The sequence below is a fragment of the Actinomadura latina NBRC 106108 genome (assembly GCF_001552195.1).
GTDB classification, from domain to species: domain Bacteria; phylum Actinomycetota; class Actinomycetes; order Streptosporangiales; family Streptosporangiaceae; genus Spirillospora; species Spirillospora latina.
Genome location: NZ_BCQS01000005.1, coordinates 26,629 through 48,693 on the forward strand (window position 1 = coordinate 26,629; position 22,065 = coordinate 48,693).

22 protein-coding genes are annotated in these 22,065 nt (G+C 72.6%); 3 read left to right on the top strand and 19 right to left on the bottom strand.

Annotated features, from left to right (window positions below):
• Positions 1 to 45: 45 nt before the first annotated feature.
• From AL2_RS06465 to AL2_RS06490, 6 genes are all read right to left on the bottom strand, one after another.
• Positions 46 to 609: an HdeD family acid-resistance protein gene (locus AL2_RS06465; RefSeq protein ID WP_245666404.1), complete on the bottom strand. Its 564-nt coding sequence runs from the start codon at positions 607 to 609 to the stop codon at positions 46 to 48.
• A 139-nt stretch (positions 610 to 748) separates the two neighbouring features.
• On the bottom strand, positions 749 to 2,566 hold the full coding sequence (locus AL2_RS06470; protein ID WP_067630835.1) for a phosphoenolpyruvate carboxykinase (GTP): 1,818 nt from the start codon (positions 2,564 to 2,566) through the stop codon (positions 749 to 751).
• Between the two features lie 177 nt (positions 2,567 to 2,743).
• The gene (locus AL2_RS06475; protein ID WP_067630838.1) at positions 2,744 to 3,820 is read right to left on the bottom strand and encodes an ABC transporter ATP-binding protein; all 1,077 of its coding nucleotides are present in this window, start codon (positions 3,818 to 3,820) and stop codon (positions 2,744 to 2,746) included.
• The gene (locus AL2_RS06480; RefSeq protein ID WP_067630840.1) at positions 3,817 to 4,626 is read right to left on the bottom strand and encodes an ABC transporter permease; all 810 of its coding nucleotides are present in this window, start codon (positions 4,624 to 4,626) and stop codon (positions 3,817 to 3,819) included. Before AL2_RS06480 ends, AL2_RS06475 begins: the two co-directional genes overlap by 4 nt.
• Complete coding sequence (gene modA / locus AL2_RS06485; RefSeq protein ID WP_067630843.1) at positions 4,623 to 5,411, bottom strand: molybdate ABC transporter substrate-binding protein; 789 nt, start codon at positions 5,409 to 5,411, stop codon at positions 4,623 to 4,625. Before modA ends, AL2_RS06480 begins: the two co-directional genes overlap by 4 nt.
• The gene (locus AL2_RS06490) at positions 5,408 to 5,821 is read right to left on the bottom strand and encodes a TOBE domain-containing protein (RefSeq protein WP_067630845.1); all 414 of its coding nucleotides are present in this window, start codon (positions 5,819 to 5,821) and stop codon (positions 5,408 to 5,410) included. Before AL2_RS06490 ends, modA begins: the two co-directional genes overlap by 4 nt.
• A 362-nt stretch (positions 5,822 to 6,183) precedes the next feature.
• Here AL2_RS06490 and AL2_RS06495 point away from each other — a divergent pair, with 362 nt between their 5' ends.
• Entirely contained in the window at positions 6,184 to 6,792 is a 609-nt protein-coding gene (locus AL2_RS06495) for a hypothetical protein (RefSeq protein WP_157438042.1), read from the top strand.
• A 39-nt stretch (positions 6,793 to 6,831) separates the two neighbouring features.
• Here the strand turns inward: AL2_RS06495 and AL2_RS06500 are convergent, their stop codons facing one another.
• The 13 genes from AL2_RS06500 to AL2_RS06560 form a co-directional block, all read right to left on the bottom strand.
• Positions 6,832 to 7,038: a hypothetical protein gene (locus tag AL2_RS06500; RefSeq protein WP_067630850.1), complete on the bottom strand. Its 207-nt coding sequence runs from the start codon at positions 7,036 to 7,038 to the stop codon at positions 6,832 to 6,834.
• Between the two features lie 176 nt (positions 7,039 to 7,214).
• Positions 7,215 to 8,600, bottom strand: coding sequence for a ribosome biogenesis GTPase Der (gene der, locus AL2_RS06505; RefSeq protein ID WP_067632367.1), 1,386 nt, complete (start codon positions 8,598 to 8,600; stop codon positions 7,215 to 7,217).
• Between the two features lie 12 nt (positions 8,601 to 8,612).
• Complete coding sequence (cmk, locus tag AL2_RS06510) at positions 8,613 to 9,272, bottom strand: (d)CMP kinase (RefSeq protein WP_245666406.1); 660 nt, start codon at positions 9,270 to 9,272, stop codon at positions 8,613 to 8,615.
• A 138-nt stretch (positions 9,273 to 9,410) separates the two neighbouring features.
• Positions 9,411 to 10,505 (bottom strand): prephenate dehydrogenase, encoded by a 1,095-nt coding sequence (locus AL2_RS06515; RefSeq protein ID WP_083946108.1) that lies wholly within the window; start codon positions 10,503 to 10,505, stop codon positions 9,411 to 9,413.
• 31 nt (positions 10,506 to 10,536) lie between these two features.
• On the bottom strand, positions 10,537 to 10,899 hold the full coding sequence (gene aroH / locus AL2_RS06520) for a chorismate mutase (protein WP_067630852.1): 363 nt from the start codon (positions 10,897 to 10,899) through the stop codon (positions 10,537 to 10,539).
• A 32-nt stretch (positions 10,900 to 10,931) separates the two neighbouring features.
• Positions 10,932 to 11,663 (bottom strand): pseudouridine synthase, encoded by a 732-nt coding sequence (locus tag AL2_RS06525; protein WP_067630854.1) that lies wholly within the window; start codon positions 11,661 to 11,663, stop codon positions 10,932 to 10,934.
• Between the two features lie 6 nt (positions 11,664 to 11,669).
• Positions 11,670 to 12,242, bottom strand: a complete 573-nt coding sequence (gene scpB / locus AL2_RS06530; protein WP_067630857.1) for an SMC-Scp complex subunit ScpB — start codon at positions 12,240 to 12,242, stop codon at positions 11,670 to 11,672.
• Positions 12,235 to 13,140 (bottom strand): segregation and condensation protein A, encoded by a 906-nt coding sequence (locus AL2_RS06535; RefSeq protein WP_067632373.1) that lies wholly within the window; start codon positions 13,138 to 13,140, stop codon positions 12,235 to 12,237. The genes scpB and AL2_RS06535 overlap by 8 nt, the downstream gene beginning before the upstream one ends.
• Positions 13,141 to 13,311: 171 nt before the next feature.
• On the bottom strand, positions 13,312 to 14,178 hold the full coding sequence (locus AL2_RS06540) for a ParA family protein (protein ID WP_245666509.1): 867 nt from the start codon (positions 14,176 to 14,178) through the stop codon (positions 13,312 to 13,314).
• Positions 14,179 to 14,371: 193 nt separating this feature from the next.
• Complete coding sequence (locus AL2_RS06545) at positions 14,372 to 15,385, bottom strand: site-specific tyrosine recombinase XerD (protein ID WP_083946114.1); 1,014 nt, start codon at positions 15,383 to 15,385, stop codon at positions 14,372 to 14,374.
• A 39-nt stretch (positions 15,386 to 15,424) separates the two neighbouring features.
• A complete protein-coding gene (locus AL2_RS06550) occupies positions 15,425 to 16,066 on the bottom strand; it encodes an NUDIX domain-containing protein (protein ID WP_067630863.1) in 642 nt (213 codons plus the stop codon).
• A complete protein-coding gene (gene pyrG / locus AL2_RS06555) occupies positions 16,063 to 17,733 on the bottom strand; it encodes a CTP synthase (protein WP_174550823.1) in 1,671 nt (556 codons plus the stop codon). Before pyrG ends, AL2_RS06550 begins: the two co-directional genes overlap by 4 nt.
• A gap of 117 nt (positions 17,734 to 17,850) precedes the next feature.
• Positions 17,851 to 19,599 carry a coiled-coil domain-containing protein gene (locus tag AL2_RS06560; protein ID WP_067630865.1) on the bottom strand — a complete coding sequence of 583 codons (1,749 nt, stop codon included), beginning with the start codon at positions 19,597 to 19,599 and terminating at the stop codon, positions 17,851 to 17,853.
• A gap of 369 nt (positions 19,600 to 19,968) precedes the next feature.
• Between AL2_RS06560 and pip the strand changes: the two genes are divergently transcribed.
• A complete protein-coding gene (gene pip, locus AL2_RS06565; RefSeq protein WP_067630868.1) occupies positions 19,969 to 20,934 on the top strand; it encodes a prolyl aminopeptidase in 966 nt (321 codons plus the stop codon).
• Positions 20,935 to 21,506: 572 nt separating this feature from the next.
• Complete coding sequence (gene ectA / locus AL2_RS06570) at positions 21,507 to 22,055, top strand: diaminobutyrate acetyltransferase (RefSeq protein ID WP_083946116.1); 549 nt, start codon at positions 21,507 to 21,509, stop codon at positions 22,053 to 22,055.
• Positions 22,056 to 22,065 lie beyond the last annotated feature (10 nt).

A 22,065-nucleotide genomic window follows, 5' to 3' on the forward strand; every position in this document is an offset into this window, starting at 1 on the left:
GACCTCAACTCCACTTGAGGTTTGCCCGGCCGCGGCGCCCGGCGGCTAGTAGCGGGCGGCCGGGCTCGTCCTGCCGTGCCGCCGGGCCTGGTGGCCGAGCCGGCGCAGCCGGAAAGCGGCGCCGAGCATGGCGGCGCCGGAGAGGATCGCGAGCAGCCCGATCAGCCAGACGACCGCGATGGCGCCCGACACCGGCCACGTGAACAGCAGGATCCCGAACAGGACCGAGATCGCGCCGGTCAGCACGTACGCCCACTCGCCGCGCAGCTCCCTGTGCATCGCGAGGGCGACCACGATCTCCAGGACGCCGGTGGCGACGGCCCACGCGGCGATGAGCATGAGCAGGACGAACGCGGTGATGCCCGGCCACACGAGTGCCGCGATGCCGAGCGCGATCCCCGCGAACCCGACCAGCATGAGCAGGCCGCGGGGCCCGCCGGTCGCCCCCCGGATCGCCTGCGTCACGGCGATCACGCCGTCCGCCAGGGCGTACGCGCCGAACAGCAGGACCAGCGCCCACACGGTGATGCCGGGCCAGGCCCAGGCGACGATGCCGAACAGGATCGCGAACGCGCCGCGCAGCGCCAGGACCCACCAGTGACGGGTCATCGACTCGAACATTCCGGCCTCCCGGGGACAGGACTTCCCCCATCCCTGCCCCCGCTCCGCACGGGAAAGGCCAAGGCCGGTCGCGGACTCGGCAAAGTCCGCGACCGGCCCCGTGCGTCACGCCGGCACTACACCCGGATCAGTGCTCCAGGCGCCGCACCAGGTCGTGGTACTCGTCCCACAGCGCCTTCGGCATGTGGTCGCCGAACTTCTCGAAGAACTCCGGCACGAGGGCGGCCTCCTGCTTCCACACCTCGGTGTCGACCGACAGGAGCATCTCCAGGTCGGCGTCGTCGATGGTGAGGCCGTCGGTGTCGAGCGCCTCCTTGGTCGGCAGGTGCCCGATCGGGGACTTGGCCGCGTCGGCCTTGCCGTTCAGCCGCTCGACGATCCACTTGAGCACGCGGCTGTTCTCGCCGAAGCCGGGCCAGACGAACTTGCCGTCGGCGTTCTTGCGGAACCAGTTGACGTAGTAGATGCGCGGGAGCTTCTCGGCCTCGGTCGCCTTGCCGATGTCGAGCCAGTGGCCGAAGTAGTCGCCCATGTTGTAGCCGCAGAACGGCAGCATCGCGAACGGGTCGCGGCGCAGCTCGCCGACGGCGCCCTCGGCGGCGGCGGTCTTCTCGGACGCGATGTTGGCGCCGAGGAACACGCCCTGCTGCCAGTCGAACGACTCGGTGACGAGCGGGACGGCGGACGCGCGCCGGCCGCCGAACAGGATCGCCGAGATCGGGACGCCCTTCGGGTCCTCCCACTCGTCGGCGATGATCGGGCACTGCCCGGCCGGGGTGGTGAAGCGGGCGTTCGGGTGGGCGGCCGGGGTCTGCGACTCCGGCGTCCAGTCGTTGCCCTTCCAGTCGGTCAGGTGCGCGGGCGGCTCGTCGGTGAGGCCCTCCCACCACACGTCACCGTCGTCGGTGAGCGCGACGTTGGTGAAGATGCTGTTGCCCCACAGCGTCTTCACGGCGTTGGTGTTGGTGCTCTCGCCGGTGCCGGGCGCGACGCCGAAGAACCCGGCCTCCGGGTTGATCGCGTAGAGGCGCCCGTCGTCGCCGAAACGCATCCAGGCGATGTCGTCGCCGATGGTCTCGACCTTCCAGCCGGGGATGGTCGGCTCCAGCATCGCGAGGTTGGTCTTCCCGCACGCGGACGGGAACGCGGCTCCGACGTAGCGGGTCTCGCCGGTGGGCGGCGTCAGCTTCAGGATGAGCATGTGCTCGGCCATCCAGCCCTCGTCGCGGGCCATCGTCGAGGCGATGCGCAGCGCGTAGCACTTCTTGCCCAGCAGGGCGTTGCCGCCGTACCCGGACCCGTACGACCAGATCTCCCGGGTCTCGGGGAAGTGGGTGATGTACTTGGTGGAGTTGCAGGGCCACGTGGCGTCGGCCTGGCCGGGCTCAAGCGGCGCGCCGACGGAGTGGACGGCCCGGACGAACGAGCCGCGCTCCTCGATGAGCCGCAGCGCGCCCGCGCCCATCCGCGTCATGATCTTCATCGACACGGCGACGTAGGCGGAGTCGGTGATCTCGACGCCCAGCTGGGAGATGTTGCCGCCGAGCGGGCCCATGCAGAACGGCACCACGTACATGGTGCGGCCCTTCATGCAGCCGTCGAAGAGACCGTCCAGGGTCTCCTTCATCTCGGCGGGAGCGACCCAGTTGTTGGTGGGACCGGCGTCCTCCTCCTTCTCGGAGCAGATGAACGTGCGGTCCTCGACGCGGGCGACGTCGGTGGGGTCGGACGCGGCGTGGAAGCTGTTCGGCCGTTTGGCCGGGTCGAGCCGCGTGAGCGTGCCCTGCTCGACGAGGAGGCTCGTCAGCCGCTCCCACTCCTCGTCCGAGCCGTCGCACCACTCCACGCGGTCCGGCTTGGTCAGCTCGGCGATCCCGCGTACCCACTCAATCAGTTCGGTGTGGCCGGTAGGGGCCTGGTCGAGGCCGGGGACCTGGATGGACACGGGCTACTCCTTCAGCTGTTCGCAGGATGTTTGCATGATGAACAACACCCGTCGTTTTTGCCATTTGGTCTGGACCAATCCCGTCCGCATTTGGGGGTTCTTGCCCGTTTTGTGATTGTTATCACGCGGGGACGGACGTGACGCCCGCCACCCGCGTGTGGTTCCGTATGGGCGCGTTCAAGCTGGGTAAACGTGGGTTTCGGTGGCCTTCACGGCTGCCCAGATCACGCTGCCCTCCGACAATTGGAGCTCCGCGACGGCGGCCGGAGTGACGTCCGCGACCGCGTCGAAAGGCGGTCCGGAGAGCTGCACCCGGACGCGGTCCCCCTGCCGTTCGACCGCCGCCACGCGGGCGCGCCAGAGATTGCGGGGACTGCCGTCGGGACGCGTCCGGTACAGCGCCACCGCGGATGGCGCGAAGGCTATGAACACCTCACCGTCCGGTGAGTCCACCGTGTCCAGGGTTCCGGTGCCGTCGCCGACCACCACGGTCCCGCCCTCGGCCCGCCCCCGGTACAGGTTCAGCCCGACGAGCCGCGCCACGTAGCCGGTGCGGGGATGGCGGGCGACGTACGCGGGCGCCCCCTCCTGGACGAGCCGCCCGCCCTCGATCACCACGATGCGGTCGGCCAGCACCATCGCGTCCAGCGGGTCGTGCGTGACGAGCACGGCCGCGCCCGCGAACCCGGCGAGGTGGCGGCGCAGCGCGGCCCGGATCTCCAGCCGGGTGTGGGCGTCGAGGGCGGCGAGCGGCTCGTCCAGCAGGAGCAGCCCCGGTTCGACGGCCAGCGCGCGTGCGAGCGCCACCCGCTGCGCCTGCCCGCCCGACAGCGCGCGGGGCCGGGCCGGCGCGTACTCCGCGAGGCCCACGCGGCCCAGCCACTCGGCGGCGGTCCGCCGGGCGGCGCGCCGGCCCGCGCCCCGGCAGCGCGGCCCGAACGCGACGTTCTCCAGCGCGCTGAGGTGCGGGAACAGCAGGTAGTCCTGGAAGACCATGCCGATGCCGCGGCGGTCGGGCGGCAGCGGGCGCAGGTCCTCGCCGTCCACCCGGACGTGCCCGCCCGCCATCGGGACGAGCCCGGCCAGCGCCCGCAGCGCGGTGCTCTTGCCGGCGCCGTTCGGGCCGAGCAGCGCGACGACCTCCCCCGGCGCGGCGGTGAGCGGCAGGTCGAGATCGAACGCGCCGCGCCGCACGACGAGCCGCGCGTCCAGCCCCTGCCCCGTCCCCAGGTTCGCTCCGCCCTCGCCACTCATGTGGTGCTCACCCACCGGTCGCGGAGCGCGGCCAGGACGATCACCGAGACGGCGAGCAGGACGAGGCTGAGCACGATCGCGGCCTGCGGGTCGGTCTCCAGCGCCAGGTAGACGGCGAGCGGCATCGTCTGCGTCCGGCCCGGGAAGTTGCCCGCGAACGTGATCGTCGCGCCGAACTCGCCCAGCGCCCGCGCCCAGCACAGCACGGCGCCGGCCGCCACGCCGGGCGCGACGAGCGGCAGCGTGACCCGGCGGAAGATCGTCCAGCGGCCGGCGCCGAGGGTGGCGGCGGCCTCCTCGTAGCGCAGGTCAGCGGCGCGCAGCGCGCCCTCCACGCTGATCACCAGGAACGGCATCGCCACGAACGTCTCGGCCAGCACGACGCCGGCGGTGGTGAACGGCAGCGTGATCCCGAACGTGGCGTCCAGCCACTCCCCGACCAGGCCGCGCCGGCCGAGCACGAGCAGCAGCGCGACGCCGCCGACGACCGGAGGCAGCACCAGCGGCACCGTCACCAGCGCCCGGACGAGGCGGACGCCCGGAAACCGGACGCGGGCCATCGTCCAGGCCAGCGGAACGCCGAGGAGGACGCACAGGCAGGTCGCGAGGGTCGCGCTGAGCAGCGAGAGGCGCAGCGCGTCCAGCACCTGCGGCTCCATGAGCCGCGTGCCGAGCGTCGACCACGGCGCCCGGACGAGCAGCCCGACCAGCGGCAGCACCAGGAACGCCAGCCCGGCCAGCGCGGGCAGCAGGAGCACCCAGGGGGGCCGCCCCGGAAGCCGGTCGGCCTCCCTCGCCGGCCTCACGGCGCCTCGAAGCCCGCCTTGGCCAGCACGGCTTTGCCCTGCTCCCCCAGCACGAGCTTGAGGAAGTCATTGGCGAGCGCGCTGTTCGGTGCCCTCTTCTTCGGCGGGGCGACCGCGACGATCAGGTAGTCGTTGACGGCCTTCGCCGCCTCAGGAAACTCGATCTTCGTGACCTTGCCATTCGCGGCCTCGACGTCGGTGCGGTAGACGAGCCCGGCATCCGCCTCCCCCAGGCCGACCTTGGTGAGGACGGCCTTGACGTCCCTCTCCCGCGACACGGGCTCGACCTCGACCCCCGCCGCGCCGAGCGCGGTCTTCGCGGCGGCCCCGCAGGGCACCTGCACGGCGCACAGGACCACCTTCAGGCCCGGCCTGGATAGATCGCCCACCTTGGCCACCTTGCCGGGGTTGTCCTTCGGCACGGCGATGACCAGGCGGTTCTTGGTGAACACCTGCGGCCGCCCGGATGCTTCGCCCGCGTCGGTCACCGTCTTCATCGTGGCCGGGTTCGCGGACGCGAACACGTCCGCCGGGGCGCCCTGCGCGATCTGCTGCGCGAGCGTCGAGCTGCCGCCGAAGTTGAACCTGACCCGGACGCCGGGGTGCGAGCCCTCGAACGTCCTCCCGAGCGCGGTGAACGTCTCCGTCAGCGAGGCCGCCGCGAACACGGTCAGCGTCCCGCCGCCGCTGCCACCGCCCGTCCCCGGCGAGGCGTCCCCGACGTCGCCGCAGCCGGTGAGGGCCGTGAGCAGGAGGACCGCTGCGGCCGCGGAGCGCTTGATCATGGCGATCCCCTCTCCGCGACCTCGACCACGACGTTCGTCGACTTCACGACGGCCTCGGCGACCACGCCCACCTGGAGGCCGAGGTCGTCGGCGGCCTCCCGGCTCATCAGCGACACGACCCGGAACGGGCCCGCCTGGATCTCCACCTGCGCCATCACGCCGTCCCGGACGACGTCGGTCACGATGCCCCGCAGCCGGTTGCGCGCCGAGGAGAAGCGCTCGGACTGGTCGGGCGGCCCGGCTCCGCGTGCCTGGTCGCGCACGAACGCGGCCAGCTCGGCGCCGGGCACCAGCCGGTGCCCGTGCCCGTCGCGGGACGCGGGGAGCCGCCCGCCGTCCACCCAGCGGCGGACGGTGTCCGCGCTGACCCCGAGCAGCGCCGCCGCCTCACTGATCCTGAACGTCGTCACGGGGCAAGCCTAGCCAACCGCAGATACAAGGAGAAGTAGGAATTATGCCCAGAGAATACGAGCCTTCGATCGATGCACGATTTGCAGATGCGGTCAGGGCACGTCCAGCAGCGCCTCCGCGATCATCCCCAGGTTCGCCCAGTCCACGAGCCGCTCCAGCAGCGGGGCGTGGGTCCGGCGAGGAAGACGGCGGCGTCCCACCGGTCCGGCGGCTCCTCACGCGCGTGGACGACCGTGATGTCACCTTCCATGGAAATGCTCCCTTTTGGGCCATGTGTGGGCCTTCCGGCCGCGTAGATCGGCCCGCTCCGGGTAAACGGTGTCTCAAAACAGAATCAGACGCCCGGTCAGGAGGAATGATCATGACTGGGACCATGCGAGCACCGCGCACCCGGGGCGTCCTCAGCGGATTTCTGCTGATCCTGCTGGGGCTGTGGGGCGGCCTGCTGCCGTTCGTCGGACCCTACTTCGGCTTCGGCTTCGCGCCCGACGACACCTGGGTCTACAACACCGACCGCCTGCAACTCAGCATCGCCCCCGGCGCCGCCGCCGTGCTGGGCGGGCTGATTCTGCTCTTCAGCGCCAACCGCGCCGCCGCGATGTTCGGCGGCTGGCTGGCCGCGCTCGGCGGCGCCTGGTTCGCCGTCGGGCCGTTCCTCGCCACCCTGTGGGACGTGCCGGGGATCGGCTCCCCGCTCGGCACGAGCGAGGGCCAGGTCATCTCCGAGCAGCTGTCCGGGTTCACCGGGCTCGGCGTCGTCATCGTGTTCCTCGCCGCGTTCGCGCTCGGCCGGTTCGCCGTCGTCGGCGCGCGGGAACGGGCCTGGGCGGACGAGCCCGGACCGGCGAACGCCGGCACCACCCAGCCGATCGTGCACGGCCGCTACGCGCGGGAGAACCAGCCCGGGCAGGCGGCGCCGCCGAGGGACGGCGACCAGCACGTCGCGGGCGAGCCGCGCTACGACCGCTGACAACCGCTGCGCGGCGGGCGCGGCGGGCGCCCGGCCGCGTCAGCGGCGGTCGCGGCTGCGCATGTTGCGGACGGCCTTGGTCGTCTCGTAGCTGGTGCGCTCGTCGTCCGTCCGGACGTCGTCGCGATCGGTGAACATGGCGACGAACGCGATCAGCAGCCCGACGCCGCCGATCCACGGCTCCCGCCAGGCGAAGCTGAGCGCCACGCATGCGGCAGCCACGGAGAGCAGTAGCAAGAGCTTCACGTCGCACCCCTCGACCCGCGCCCTGAGGTCCGGAGACGGGGGCCTCCGGACGAAACCGGTGTCCGTCCCGGGATTGCCGAGTAATGGAAGACTTACTCGCGTCCCGTAGAAGGCATCCTGACATGCCGCGGCCCGTCCGGGAAGAACCTGGACGGGCCGCATGCCGAATATTTCCGTTACTTCCGGCCCTTGCCGCGCTTCTCGCGGATCTTCATCGCGATGTCGAGCGGGGTCCCCGCGAAGCCGAACTCCTCCCGCAGCCGCCGCTCGATGAACCGCCGGTAGCCCTCCTCCAGGAACCCGGAGGTGAACAGCACGAACCGCGGCGGACGCACCCCCGCCTGCGTCGCGAACAGCACGCGCGGCTGCTTCCCGCCCCGCACCGGGTGCGGGTGGGAGTTCACCAGGTCGGCGAAGAACTGGTTCAGCTTGGACGTCGGAACGCGGGTGCCCCAGCCCTCCAGCGCCGTCTCGATGCCCGGCACCAGCTTCTCCATGTGCCGGCCGGTCTTCGCGGAGACGTTCACCCGCGGCGCCCAGCGCGCGTTGTGCAGCTGCCGGTCGATCTCGCGCTCCAGGTAATGGCGGCGCTCCTCGTCCAGCAGGTCCCACTTGTTGTAGGCGATCACCAGCGAGCGGCCTGAGTCGATCACCATCGAGATGATCCGCAGGTCCTGCTCGGCGAGCGGCTGGTCGGCGTCCACCAGCACGACCGCGACCTCGGCGCGCTCCAGCGCCGACTGGGTGCGCAGCGTCGCGTAGAAGTCGGCGCCCTGGTTCTCCCGGTGCCGCCGCCGGATCCCGGCCGTGTCGATGAACCGCCAGGTCTTGCCGCCCAGCTCGATCAGCTCGTCCACCGGGTCCCGGGTGGTCCCCGCCACCGAGTCGACGACCGCGCGCCGCTCCCCCGCCAGCTGGTTCAGCAGGCTCGACTTGCCGACGTTCGGACGGCCCAGCAGCGCCACCCGGCGCGGCCCGCCCTCCGCGCCGAACGTCTCCGCCGGCGGCTCCTCCGGCAGCGCCTCCAGCACCGCGTCCAGCAGGTCGCCGCTGCCGCGCCCGTGCAGCGCGCTGACCGGGTGCGGCTCGCCGATACCGAGCGACCACAGCACGGCCGCGTCCGACTCGGCGCCCATGTTGTCGACCTTGTTGGCGACCAGCACCACCGGCTTGCCGGACCGGCGCAGGATCTCCACCACGGCCTCGTCCACGTCGGTGGCGCCCACGGTCGCGTCGACCACGAACATCACCACGTCCGCCAGGTCGACCGCCAGCCGGGCCTGCTCGGCGATCGCCGCGGCCAGGCCGGACGAGTCGGGCAGCCAGCCGCCCGTGTCGACGACGGTGAACCGGCGCCCGCTCCACGTCGCGTCGTAGGCGACCCGATCCCGGGTCACGCCCGGGACGTCCTCCACGACGGCCTCGCGGCGGCCGAGGATCCGGTTGACGAGGGTGGACTTGCCGACGTTCGGCCGCCCCACCACCGCCACGACCGGCGCCGGGCCCGCCTCGTCGGCGACGTCGCCGGCGACGTCCACCGTCTCGATCTCATATTCACTCACTGCGATGCTCACTCAATGCTCTTTGGCGAGGCGGACAACCGCCTCGATGACCTCGGCGAGGCTCAGCTCCGTCGAGTCGATCTCGTGCGCGCCGGCCGCCTTGGTCAGCGGCGACGCCTTCCGGGTGGAGTCGAGCCGGTCCCGCCGCGCCTGCTCGGCCTGCGTGACCGTCACCGACGCGCCCGGGTCGGCCGCCAAGTCCTTCGCGCGGCGCGCGGCGCGCGCCTCCTCGCTGGCCGTCAGGTACACCTTCACGGCCGCGTCCGGCGCGACGACCGTGCCGATGTCGCGGCCCTCCACCACGATCCCGCCGGCCCCGATGATCTCCCGCTGCAGCTCGACCAGGCGGCTGCGGACCGCCGGGACGGCGCTGACCGCGCTGACCGCGTTCGTCACCTCGCGGGTGCGGATCGGGCCGGACACGTCCGTCCCGCCCACGGTGATCGCGGGCGCGTCCGGGTCGGTGCCGCAGGCGATCTCCGGGTCGAGGGCGCGGGCCGCGACCGCGACGCCGTCCTCGACCGGCACGCCGTTGTCCAGCATCCACCACGTCATGGCGCGGTACATCGCACCGGTGTCCAGGTACCGCAGCCCGAGCGCGCGCGCGACGCCCTTGGACGCGCTGGACTTGCCCGAACCGGAGGGTCCGTCCATGGCGATGACGAGCGGCACGATCGCTCCCTCTCTTCTTCGTCGGAGCACCCGCCGGCCACGGGCCGGGCGGGCGAAGCGGGCGGCGCTCGCCGCCGCACCGGCGCACAGGTGTCCCCCCGGACAAGCCCCGGCGAACCAGGCTACCGGTCTCCGGGACTAGCCGGGGACGGACCAGCCGCGGGCGCGGAGTTCGGCCGCGAGGCGTTCGGCGGCCTCCGGGACGACCGACAGCTCCAGCACGCCGAGCGGGCGGCCCGGCGAGTGCTCGATCGTCACGTCCTCGATGTTCACCCCCGCGATCCCCGCCGCCTGGAAGATCATCGCCAGCTCGCCGGGACGGTCCGGGATGACCACCTGGACGGTCGCGTACGCGGGCTGGTCGCCGCCGTGCTTGCCGGGGATGCGGGACCGGCCCGCGTTGCCGCGCAGCAGCAGGTCCGCGACATGCGCGGCGGCCTCCTCGCTGCCGTCGCGCAGCAGCGACGCCGCCACCGCGAGGTCGGTGGCGACGGCCTCCAGCACGTCCGCGACGGGCTGGGAGTTCGCCGACAGGATGCCGATCCACAGCCGCGGGTCGCTCGCCGCGATCCGGGTCACGTCCCGGACGCCCTGCCCGGACAGGCCCAGCGCCACGTCGTCCGCGCCGGTCAGCCGGGCCGCGACGGCGGCCGACACCACATGCGGGCCGTGCGAGACGAGCGCGACGGCGCGGTCGTGCTCGGCGGCGTCCACCTGGACCGGCATCGCCCCGCACGCCTTCGCCAGGCCGGTGACGACCTCGACGGTCTCCGGCGTCGCCTCCGGGGGCGCGCACAGCGCCCACGGGCGGCCGAGGAACAGGTCCGCGCGGGCGGCGCTCGGGCCCGACCGCTCGCTCCCGGCGAGGGGATGCCCCGCCACGAACGTCGTCAGGTCGCAGCCCAGCTCCGCCGCCTGCGCCAGCGGCAGCGCCTTCACGCTCGCCACATCGGTGTAGGCGGTGGCGAGGCCGCGCTTCTGCGCGTCCAGCAGCGTCACCGCCACGGCGGCCGGCGGCACCGCCAGCACCGCCAGGTCGGCGGGCTCCTCGTGCGCCCCGTCCGGCAGCGCCGCACCGGCGCCCAGCTCCACGGCCAGCGACAGCGCCGCCGAATCCCGGTCGGTCAGCAGCACCTCGGCGCCGCGCTCGCGCATCGCCAGCGCGATCGACGTCCCGATCAGGCCCGTCCCGACCACGACGATCCGCCGCGCCGCCCTCCCGTGCCCACTCACGTCCGAAGCCTCACTGTGCACGTCCGAAGCCTCACTGTGCGATGTCGAGGCGCAGCGCCGTCGCGCCGCGCAGGTACACGTGCTGGACGCCGGAGCGGGGGCGGCCGGTCTCGATGTGCGCCATCAGCCTGATCACCCGGGGCAGCGCGCCGGGGACGCCGATCTCGGTCGCGCACAGCAGCGGCACCTCGTGGAAGCCGAGCTTGCGGGCGGCGAGCGCCGGGAACTCCGCCGTCAGGTCCGGCGTCACCGTGAAGATGACGCTGATCACGTCGTCGGTGGTCAGCCCGTTGCGGGTCATCACCTCCGAGACCAGCTCCGTCGTCGCCTCCAGGATCTGGTCCCGGTCGTCGGCGTCGATCTGCGTGGCCCCGCGGACCGCCCGTACCGCCACAGTCGTCCTCCCGTCTCCTCGCGTCCGGCGTCCTACAGCCCGACGGCCTCGTACAGCTCGCCGATCTCCCGCACGGTCAGCGCGCGCATCCCGCCCGGCTTCAGCGACCCCAGCTTGATCGGCCCGAACTCTATGCGGGCGAGCTGCTGGACGGGGAACCCGACCTCCTTCAGCAGCCGCCGGACGATGTGCTTGCGGCCCTCGTGGAGGGTGATCTCCACCAGCACGCGGCGGCCGACCTGGTCGAAGATGCGGAACTTGTCGGCCTTGGCGGGCCCGTCCTCCAGCGTCACGCCCGCCCTCAGCCGCTTGCCGAGGTCGCGCGGGACCGGTCCGTGGATCTCCGCCAGGTAGGTCTTGTAGACCCCGTAGGACGGGTGGGTGAGCCGGTGCGACAGCTCGCCGTCGTTGGTGAGGAGGATCAGGCCCTCGGTGTCGGTGTCGAGCCGGCCGACGTGGAACAGCCGCTCGGGCACCTCCACGTAGTCGGCGAGGGACTTGCGGCCCCGCTCGTCCGACATCGTGGACACCACGCCGCGCGGCTTGTTGATCGCGTAGTAGCGCATCTCGGCGCGGGTCTCGACGCGCTTGCCGTCCACGTGGATGACGGCGGTCCGCGGGTCGACGCGCTCACCGAACCGGAAGACCTTCTCCCCGTTCACGGTGACGCGGCCCTCGCCGATCAGCTCCTCGCAGTGGCGGCGGCTGCCGATCCCGGCCTCGGCCAGGACCTTCTGCAGCCGCACGCCCTCGTTGTCGCTCACGAATCCTCAGCTATCCACTATGTCGTCTGGCAGGTCATCGGGCAGGTAGGGGGCGAGCTCGGGCAGCTCGTCGAGGTCGCGGAGGCCGAGGCGCTCCAGGAAGTACCCGGTGGTCCGGTAGAGGTGCGCCTGCGACTCCGGGTCCTGCCCGGCGTCCTCGATCAGGCCGCGCAGCGTCAGCGTCCGGATGACGCCGTCGCTGTTGACCCCGCGGATCGCCGACACGCGGGCACGGCTCACCGGCTGCCGGTAGGCGACGACGGCGAGCGTCTCCAGCGCGGCCTGCGTCAGCCGCGCCTGCTGCCCGTCGGTGACGAACCGCTCCACGACCGGGGCGCACACGTCCCGGGTGTAGAACCGCCAGCCGCCGGCGACCTCCCTGAGATCGAACCCGCGGCCCTGCCCGGTGTATTCCGCGGCCAGCTCCCGCAGCGTCTCGGTGACCTCGCCGCGCGGGCGCTCCAGCAGCTGCGCCAGCGTCATCACGGTGACCGGCTCGTCCACGACCAGCAGGATCGCCTCGATCGAGGCGCGCAGCCCCGGGAGCTCCGGCGCGTCCGCGGCGGTTTCCTCAGTCATCGTCGCCTTCCCCGTCCTTCTGGCCGTCGTCCTTCTCGGCAGGATCCTTCTCGGCAGGGTCCTTCTTCGGGGCGCCCTCGTAGTCGTCGCCGACCTCGACGTCGCCGTCGTCGGCACCGGTCCAGGTCACGTGCAGCTCGCCGAGGGGCTCGTCCTGCTCGAACGTGACGGCCTGCTCCCGGTACAGCTCCAGCACCGCCAGGAACCGCGCGACGACCTCGTAGGTGCCCTCCGCGTCGGCGGCGAGGACGCGGAACGTCGTCCGGCGCAGCCTGCGGAGCATCTCCACGACGATCGCGGCCTGCTCCTTGACGCTGGCCTTCGGCTGGTACATGTGCTCGACCGACACCGCGGGCGGCGCCTTCGGCGCGAGGGCCCGCGCGGCGAGCCGCGCGAACTCCTCCGGGCCGAGGCCGAGCAGCACCTCCGGCAGCAGGTTCGCGAACTTCGGCTCCATCGGCACGAGGCGCGGGAACCGCCGGCTCGCGTCGGCGATCCGCGCGGCGAGGACCTGCGCGACCTCCTTGTAGGCGCGGTACTGCAGCAGCCGCGCGAACAGCAGGTCGCGGGCCTCCAGCAGCGCCAGGTCGTCCTCGTCGTCGACCTCGCCGGACGGCAGCAGCCGCGCGGCCTTCAGGTCCAGCAGCGTCGCGGCGACGAGCAGGAAGTGGCTGGCCTGGTCGAGGTCCCAGTCCCGGCCGTAGGAGCGGATGTGCGCGATGAAGTCGTCGGTGACCTTGTGCAGCGACACTTCGGTGATGTCGAGCTTGTGTTTGGAGATCAGGCCGAGCAGCAGGTCGAACGGGCCCTCGAAGTTGTCCAGGTGGACGCGGAAGCCCTGCTCCTGCCCGTCCTCCTGCCCGTCGGCCCGCTCGGGCTCCGGCGACGTCTCGTCCACGTCGCTCACGGTAGCGGAGTGCTCCTCCCGCGCTGTGCTCACCGGCCACATCGTCCCACGCCCGGCGCGCGGCCCGCACGGGCCGGCCACCGCCCGGCCGGCGGCGGACGAGGCTCTCCGCGCCGCAGGGGGCCGGCGGGGGCGCCCTCAGTCAGGAGACTCCCGGGCGGCTCACTCGGTCTCGGCCCAGCGCACGAGGACCTCCCGTGCCAGGCTCCGGTACGCGTTCGCGCCCATCGAGCTCGGGTCGAAGAACGTGATCGGCTCCCCGGCGACCGTCGCGTCCGGGAAGCGCACCGTCCGGTTGATGACGGTGTGGAACACCTTGTCGCCGAACGCCTCGACGATGCGGCCGAGGACCTCGCGGGTGTGCAGCGTCCGCGAGTCGTACATGGTGCCGAGGACGCCGTCGATGACCAGGTCGGGGTTGATCCGGCCCTGCACCTTCTCGATGGTCTCCATCAGCAGCGCGACGCCGCGCATCGCGAAGTACTCGCACTCCAGCGGGATCAGCACGCCCTCGCTCGCCGCCAGCGCGTTGATGGTCAGCAGGCCGAGCGACGGCTGGCAGTCGATGAGGATGTAGTCGTAGTGCGGGATCGCCGACTTCAGCGCCCCCTGCAGGATGTACTCGCGGCCGACCTCGTGGACGAGCTGGACCTCGGCGCCGGACAGGTCGATGTTGCTCGGCAGGAGCTCCATCCCGTCGACGCCGGTCTCGATGACGATGTCCTCCCACTCGGTGTCGCGTTCGAGCAGCATGTTGTGGATCGTCAGCTCGAGCTGGCGCGGGTCCCCCTTGCCGAGGCCGACCGAGAGGGCGCCCTGCGGGTCGAAGTCGACGAGCAGGACCCGGCGGCCGTACTCGGCGAGCGCCGCGCCCAGGTTGATCGTCGTCGTGGTCTTGCCGACGCCGCCCTTCTGGTTGCAGACGGCCACGATCCGCGCGGGGCCGTGCTCGGGCAGCGGCTCCGGCTCCGGGAACACCGGCACGGGTCGCTGCGTGGGCCCGAGGGCGCGGCTCGGGTCGGTCTCTATGGTGGCGGAGGAGAGGACCCCCTCCGTACCGTTAGTGCTGGTCACCAGATCCCTCCCCGGCGGCCCGGAAATGCCATCCAGAACGGGGACTCTAGGGCCGTCCACCCCGTCGCTCAAGCCGACGCGCGACGAACGTCGCGATTTGTCGGCGTGCCGGTCCGTCCGATTCGTCCCGCGATGCACGCCCCTCGGGTCAGCTTCGCGCTCGCGGGTGCGACGTCGCGTACACCTCGCGCAGCAGCTGGACCGTCACCAGAGTGTAGACCTGCGTCGTCGTCACGGACGCATGCCCCAGGAGTTCCTGGACGACGCGGACGTCGGCCCCGCCGTCCAGCAGATGGGTCGCGAACGAGTGCCGCAGCGTGTGCGGGGACACCTCCGACAGGTGCGCCCGGTCGGCCGCGGCGCGCAGCACCATCCAGGCGCCCTGCCGCGACAGCCGCCCCCCGCGCGCGTTCAGGAACAGCGCCGGGCCGCCCCGCCCCGTCCCCGCGAGTTCCGGCCGGGCGCGCACCAGGTAGGCGTCCACCGCGTCGCGGGCGTAGTCGCCGATGGGCACCACCCTGGCCTTGCCGCCCTTGCCGGCGACGCGCGCGAACCCGTCGCGCAGGTCGAGGTCGTCGACGTCCAGGCCGACGGCCTCGGAGATCCGCGCGCCCGACCCGTACAGCAGTTCCAGCAGCGCGCGGTCGCGCAGGCCCCGCGCCGTGCCCGGATCGCCGGCGGCCACCGCGAGCAGCCGCTCCACGTCCGCCGCCGAGATGGCCTTCGGCAGCCGGCGCGGCGGCGTGGGCGGCTTGACGCCGTGGGCGGGGTCGCCGGCGGCGAGGCCCTCCCGCAGCGCGAACCGGTGCAGGCCCCGCACGGCGACGAGCGCCCGCGCCGCCGACCCCGCCGACAGCGGCGGATGGCCGGCGTCGCCCTCCCGGAGCCCGGCCAGGAACGCGCGGACGTCGTCCTCGGTGATCTCGCCGATCGCCGCGCGCCCCCGCGCGTCCTGCACCTCGACGTAGCGGCGCAGGTCGCGGCGGTAGGAGCTGAGCGTGTTGGCGGCCAGGCCCCGCTCGACGGCCAGGTGCCCCAGATACGTCCGCACGGCCGAGCCGAGCGCGGAGACCGTGCCCGCGTCCTGTGCGGCACTCCGGGGGGACGGGCTCGGGGACAGTGCGGCACCTCTTCCGGCCGTGGACTCCGCGGACCCGCCCATCATGCCCCCTCCGCCGCCGGAGGGGGACCTCATCGGGCCTCAGTCCTCGGGCGCGTCGGCGGGCCGCAGGTCCCGGAAACCGGAGTCGCGCGCCGCCCGCACCGCGAGCACCCCCATGCAGGCGGTCATGTTGTGCAGCTCGCCGCCGAGGACCTTGCGGACCGCCTCGTCCAGCGGCACCCACACGACCGGCATGTCGGCCTCCTCGTGGACGCGCTCGAAGTCGATCTCGTCGGCGGGCACCTCGGCGAGGTCGCGGGCCAGGAAGATCCGGACGCGCTCGTCGGCCATGCCGGGCGAGGTGTACACGTCGACGAGCGTGTCCCACCGCCCGGCCCGGTAGCCGGCCTCCTCCAGCAGCTCGCGCCCGGCGAGCCTGTGCAGCGGCTCGCCGTCGACGTCCCGCAGCCCGGCGGGCGCCTCCCACAGCAGCCGCCCGACCGGATGCCGGTACTGCCGCAGCAGCAGCACCCGGTCGCGGTCGTCGAGGGCGAGGACGCCGACGGCGCCGATGTGCTCGACCACGTCGCGGCCGACGGGCTCGGTGCCGTCGCCGCGCGGCATCTCCACCTGGTCGCGCCGGACGGAGAACACCGGCCCCTGGAAGGCCGTGGACGACTCCAGGACCTTCCAGCGCTCGGGGCGGTCGCGGACGTCGCCGGGGCCGAGGTCCCCGCTCACGCGTCGCCCGCGCGCTGCTCGGCGTAGTCCAGGGCGGCGGCGATCAGCCCGGTGAACAGCGGGTGCGGGCGCGTCGGGCGGGACCGGAACTCCGGGTGCGCCTGCGTGCCGACGAAGAACGGGTGCCGGTCGCGGGGCAGCTCCACGTACTCGACGAGCCGCCCGTCCGGGGACAGGCCCGAGAACCGCAGCCCCGCCTCCTCCAGCTGGTCGCGGTAGGCGTTGTTGACCTCGTAGCGGTGCCGGTGCCGCTCGGACACCTTCGCCTCCCCGTACAGCTCCCGCACGACCGAGCCGTCGGCGAGATCGGCCGGGTACAGGCCGAGCCGCATCGTCCCGCCCATGTCGCGCTCCCCGGCGACGACGTCGAGCTGGTCGGACATCGTCGCGACGACCGGGTGGGCGGTGGTGGCGTCGAACTCGGCGCTGCCCGCGTCGGCGAGCCCGCCGAGCGTCCGGGCCGCCTCGATGACCATGCACTGCAGGCCGAGGCAGATGCCGAGCAGCGGGATCCGGTTCTCCCGGGCGTGCCGGACGGCGCCGAGCTTGCCCTCGATGCCGCGCACCCCGAACCCGCCGGGGACGAGCACGCCGTCGACGCCGTCCAGCTCCTGCTTGGCGCCCTCGGGGGTCTCGCAGTCGTCGCTCTTCACCCAGCGGATGTGCACCTTGGCGTCGTTGCCGAACCCGCCGTGCCGCAGCGCCTCGGTGACCGACAGGTACGCGTCCGGCAGGTCGATGTACTTGCCGACCAGCGCGATCGTCACCTCCCGCGCGGGCTTGTGGACACGGCGGAGCAGCTCGTCCCACGCGCCCCAGTCGACGTCGCGGAACGGCAGGTCGAGGCGGCGCACCACGTAGGCGTCCAGTCCCTCGGAGTGCAGCACCTTCGGGATGTCGTAGATGGACGCCGCGTCCACGGCCGACACGACGGCCTCGCGGTCCACGTCGCACATCAGGCTGATCTTGTGCTTGAGCCCGTCGGTGATCGGCCGGTCGGACCGGCACACGATCGCGTCGGGCTGGATGCCGATGGAGCGCAGCGCGGCGACCGAGTGCTGCGTCGGCTTGGTCTTCAGCTCCCCGGACGGCCCGATGTAGGGCAGCAGCGACACGTGCAGGAAGAAGCAGTTCTCCCGGCCGATCTCGTGCCGGATCTGCCGGACCGACTCCAGGAACGGCAGCGACTCGATGTCGCCGACCGTGCCGCCCACCTCGGTGATGACGATGTCGACGTCGCCGTCCTCGGCCATCCCGCGGATCCGGTCCTTGATCTCGTTGGTGATGTGCGGGATCACCTGGACGGTGTCGCCGAGGTACTCCCCGCGCCGCTCCCTGGCGATCACGCTGGAGTAGACCTGGCCGGTGGTCACGTTCGCCGACCCGTGCAGTTCGGTGTCGAGGAACCGCTCGTAGTGCCCGATGTCTAGGTCGGTCTCGGCGCCGTCGTCGGTGACGAACACCTCGCCGTGCTGGAACGGGTTCATCGTGCCGGGGTCGACGTTGAGGTAGGGGTCGAGCTTCTGCATGGTGACCCGGAGGCCGCGAAGCGTGAGAAGCCGCCCCAGGCTGGACGCCGTCAGTCCCTTGCCGAGGCTGGAGGCGACACCGCCGGTGACGAAGAGATGCTTGGTAGGACGTGGTCTACCAATGGCTGCCGATGGCAAGAAGGCGCTCCCGTGGTCGTGATGAGGCGGACGAGTCTCACTGTCCACGGGCCACCAGGATAACAAGTGAATCGCCCAGGCCGGACGCCGCCCGCGGCAACCGCGGCCGCCGCCGCCCTAGAGGCGGGGGGTCGCGGCGCTCGGCATGATGGTGCGCAGCTGGCGGGTCAGCTCGTCGATCAGGGAGCGCGCCTGGTCGGCGGCCTGCCGGGCCGCGTCGCGCTCCTGGGACAGCTCGGCGATCTGGGCGCGCTGCTCGGTGACGGCCTGGGCGAGCTGGTCGACCCACTGGTCGCGTTCGGCGAGCTTCTCGGCGATGGCGTCGCGTTCGGCGGCCATCTGCCGCATCCCGGTCACCGCCTTGTCGCGCTCGCGGCCGGCCTGGTCGGCGCGGCCCCGGGCGAGGGTGAGCTCGGACTCGGCGCGGGCCTGCGCCTGGACGGCCCCCTCCCGGGTCCGCTCGGCGGCCTCCCTGGACTTGGCGTTGGCGTCGCGCTCCCGCTCGGCCTTCTTCGCGGCTTCGAGCGACTGGGCGGCGGTGTCGAGGGCCTGCTGGCGCTCGGCCTCGGCGACGTCCGCGCGCTGGGACGCCTCCTGGAGGCGGCGCTCGGCGTCCTGCGCCCGGCGCTCGGCCTCCTGGGCGCGGCGCTCGATCTCCTGCGCCCGGCGCTCGGCGACCTCGGCGCGGCGCCGCGACTCGTCGACCTCCTGGCCCGCGGAGACGACGGCGTGCTGCAGGTTCTGCGCCGTCATCTCGGCGTCGGTCACCTTGGCGCGCAGCTGCGCGAGCTCGCCGTGCGCGGTCTCCAGCGCCCGGGACAGGTCCGCGGCCTGCTCGGCGACGCGGTCGCGCTCGGACTCGGCGGCGCGGCGGCCGCCGGTGGCGTCCTCGACGGCGCGCAGGGCGTCGTCGCGGGCCTCGCTCATGGCGTCGCGTTGCTGGATCGCCTGGCGGACGGTGGCCTCGGCCTCGGCGGCGCGGCGCTCGGCCTGCTCGACCTGGGCCTGCACCTGCTCCATCTGAGCGCGGGCCTGGTCGGCCTGGGCGCGGGCCTGGTCGGCCTGGGCGCGCCCCTGCTGGGCCTGGTTCCAGGCGGCGGCGGCGTCGCGCTGCGTGTTCTCCTTCTCGGTCTGGAGCGCGGCGATCTGCGTGACGGCCTCGTTCTGGACCTCGGCGACGCGGCGTTCGGCCTCGGCGAGCTGCCGCTCGGCCTCGACGGCGCGGCGGTCGGCCTGCTCGGCCTGGCCTCGGGCGCGCTGCACCTCGCCCCAGGCGGCCGCCGCGTCCCGCTGCGCCGCCTCCTTCTCCTGCTGGACGACCGCGACCTGCGAGGCCGTCTCGTTCTGGGCATCGCCGAGGCGCCGCTCGGCCTCGACGGCACGGCGCTCGGCCTGCTCGGCCTGGCCTCGGGCGCGCTGCACCTCGCCCCAGGCGGCCGCCGCGTCCCGCTGCGCCGCCTCCTTCTCCTGCTGGACGACCGCGACCTGCGAGGCGATCTCGGTCTGCGCCTCGTTGACCTTGCGCTCCCCGGCGGCGAGCGCGTCGCCGATGAGGTCGGCCATCTGGCGGAGCCGCTCGACCATGTCCCACGGCTGGGCCTCGGGCTGCCCCTCGGAGGCGAGCACCAGCTCGCCGCCCTGCCCGTGCCGGCCGTGCTGCCCATGCTGGCCGCCCTGGCCGCCCTGCGGGTGCTGCGCGGGCTGCGCGCCCTGGGCATGCTGTCCGGGCTTGGCCATCTGGATCGGCTGCTGGGCGGCCGGCAGCGCGCCCTCGGGCGCGCGTCCCGGGTCGCGGCCCATGGCGGGCCAGGGCGCGGCCGCGTCCGGGACGCCGCGGTTGCCGCCCGATCCGTTCAGCTCGCTCACCGTTCTCCTCGCCTCACGGCCGGGAGCCCGGCGGCCGGCATCGCGCCGCCCGGCCCGCTCGCCGCTTTCCTCGGACGGCTCGTCACTTGACTCACGTGTCTCCTCGCCCGGCGGCGCGCGGCCGCGTTCGCGGGGGTCGTTGTGCACATCTCGTTCGCTCCGCTGCCGGCCCTGTGGCTCCTCGCTTCGCTCACTAGAGGCACTCTAGTCCCGACCAGCGGAGCGTTTGCCCAGTTTGGGGTTTACTCTCTCGACTCCCCCGAGGCGTTCGCGCATGCCGGACGCCTGATGGCGGCCGGTACGGGCCGCATCACGGTGCCGCGGGTCACATCCGGCCGGCGGACGCGGCGGGTGGGACAATCGCGCCCCATGGAGCTTCGCACCCTGTATCCGCCGATCGAGCCGCACGAATCCGGGCTGCTCGACGTCGGCGACGGCGATCAGATCTACTGGGAGGTCTGCGGGAACCCCGCCGGCAAGCCCGCGGTGATGGTGCACGGCGGGCCGGGGGCCGGCTGCAGCCCGGCGCACCGCCGGCAGTTCGACCCCGAGGCGTACCGGATCGTCCTGTTCGACCAGCGCAACTGCGGGCGCAGCCTGCCGCACGCGAAGGACCCGGAGGTGTCGCTCGAGGCGAACACCACCTGGAACCTCGTGGCGGACATGGAGCGGCTGCGGGAGCACCTGGGCATCGACCGCTGGCTCGTGTTCGGCGGGAGCTGGGGCAGCGCGCTGTCGCTGGCGTACGCGCAGACGCATCCGGAGCGGGTGAGCGGGCTGGTGCTGCGCGGCATCTTCACGCTGCGGCCGTTCGAGCTGTACTGGTTCTACCAGGAGGGCGCGTCCCTGCTCTTCCCCGACCTGTGGGAGAAGTACGTCGAGCCGATCCCCGAGGACGAGCGGGAGGACCTCCTCTCGGCGTTCAACGAGCGGCTCAACTCCAAGGACCGGGACGTGCGGGTCGCGGCGGCGAAGGCGTGGTCGACGTGGGAGGGCTCGACGATCACGCTGCGGCCGGACGCCGAGCTCGCCGGGGCGTTCGGCGAGCCGGACTACGCGGTGGCGTTCGCCCGCATCGAGAACCACTACTTCGTCAACGAGGGGTTCTTCGAGGACGAGCAGCTCATCCGGGACGTGGACAGGATCCGCCACATCCCCGCGGTGATCGTGCAGGGCCGCTACGACGTCTGCACTCCGGTGGCGACGGCGTGGGATCTGCACCGCGCCTGGCCGGAGGCCGATTTCCATATCGTCGACGACGCGGGCCACGCGTTCAGCGAACCGGGCATACTTCATCATCTGATCGAGGCCACCGACCGCTTCGCCGCCCGGTAAATCCGGACACGCCATAAAGCGTATTCCAGAGGTCCGGAACAGAGCCGGGGTTCGGCGGCGACGCCGGGCCCCGGCCGGCTCGTTCCGGCCCGAAATTCCCATTTTCTTACTCCCCGGCAACCTGCGGCTTACCGTCCGGCCAGTGAACCTGCCCCTTGAAGGCAAGCAAGCCGGGGCTCCCAGAACGCCCGTGAACGCCGTGGTTCCCACCCGTCCCAGGCCGACCGCGACCGGACGACCTCGCCCGATGCGACGTGACGCTCGCCGCACCGGCACCGTTGACAGGCAATCTGAGTGACTTACCTCACACAACCGATACACAGAACTGCTCGCCAAGCGATGTCAGAACATTAAGCTGACGTTCAGGAAGCGTCCCGGCGCCCTCTCCCGCGCATTCGGCAGTACCTCCTGCGTATCAACGGGAAAGGCGGACCACCGCCCGCACGGACGCCGCTCGAATTGCACCGAATTCGGCAAAGCGTTTAACCCTACCCAGTGCACCGCGCCGCTAAACATCTCCCAGATAACAATCATCTGCGATCACGGCGCGAGATTCGCTAAGTTGCCTGGACATGGCAGCGCAACCCCTGGAATCACCGACTCGACGCCCCGACAGGAACGAGACGAACGCGGAAGTGCAACTCCAGGAGCCGAGCCTCTCCGACGGCCCGGGGCTGTGGCGGATCGCCCGGGACTCACAGGTTCTGGACGTCAACTCGCCGTACAGCTACACGCTTTGGTGCCGCGATTTCGCGGACACTTCCGTGGTGGCGCTCGACGGCGGCGTCCCGTGCGGTTTCATCACCGGCTACGTCCGGCCGGCCAGCCCCGACACGTTCTTCGTGTGGCAGGTCGCCGTGGACCGCGGCCACCGCGGCCAGGGCCTCGCCCGCCGCATGCTCGACCGGCTCGCCGACCGGCTCGCCCCCCGCGGGCACCGGTACATGGAGGCCACCGTCACGCCGGGCAACACCGCTTCCACCGCGATGTTCGCCTCGTTCGCCCGGGACCGCGGGTGCGAGCTCGCCCGCAGCCCGCTGTTCGGCGCGGAGCACTTCCCCGATGGGGGACACGAGCCCGAGGTGCTCTTCAGGATCGGCCCGATCGCCGCCGCGAACTGACCCAAGCACT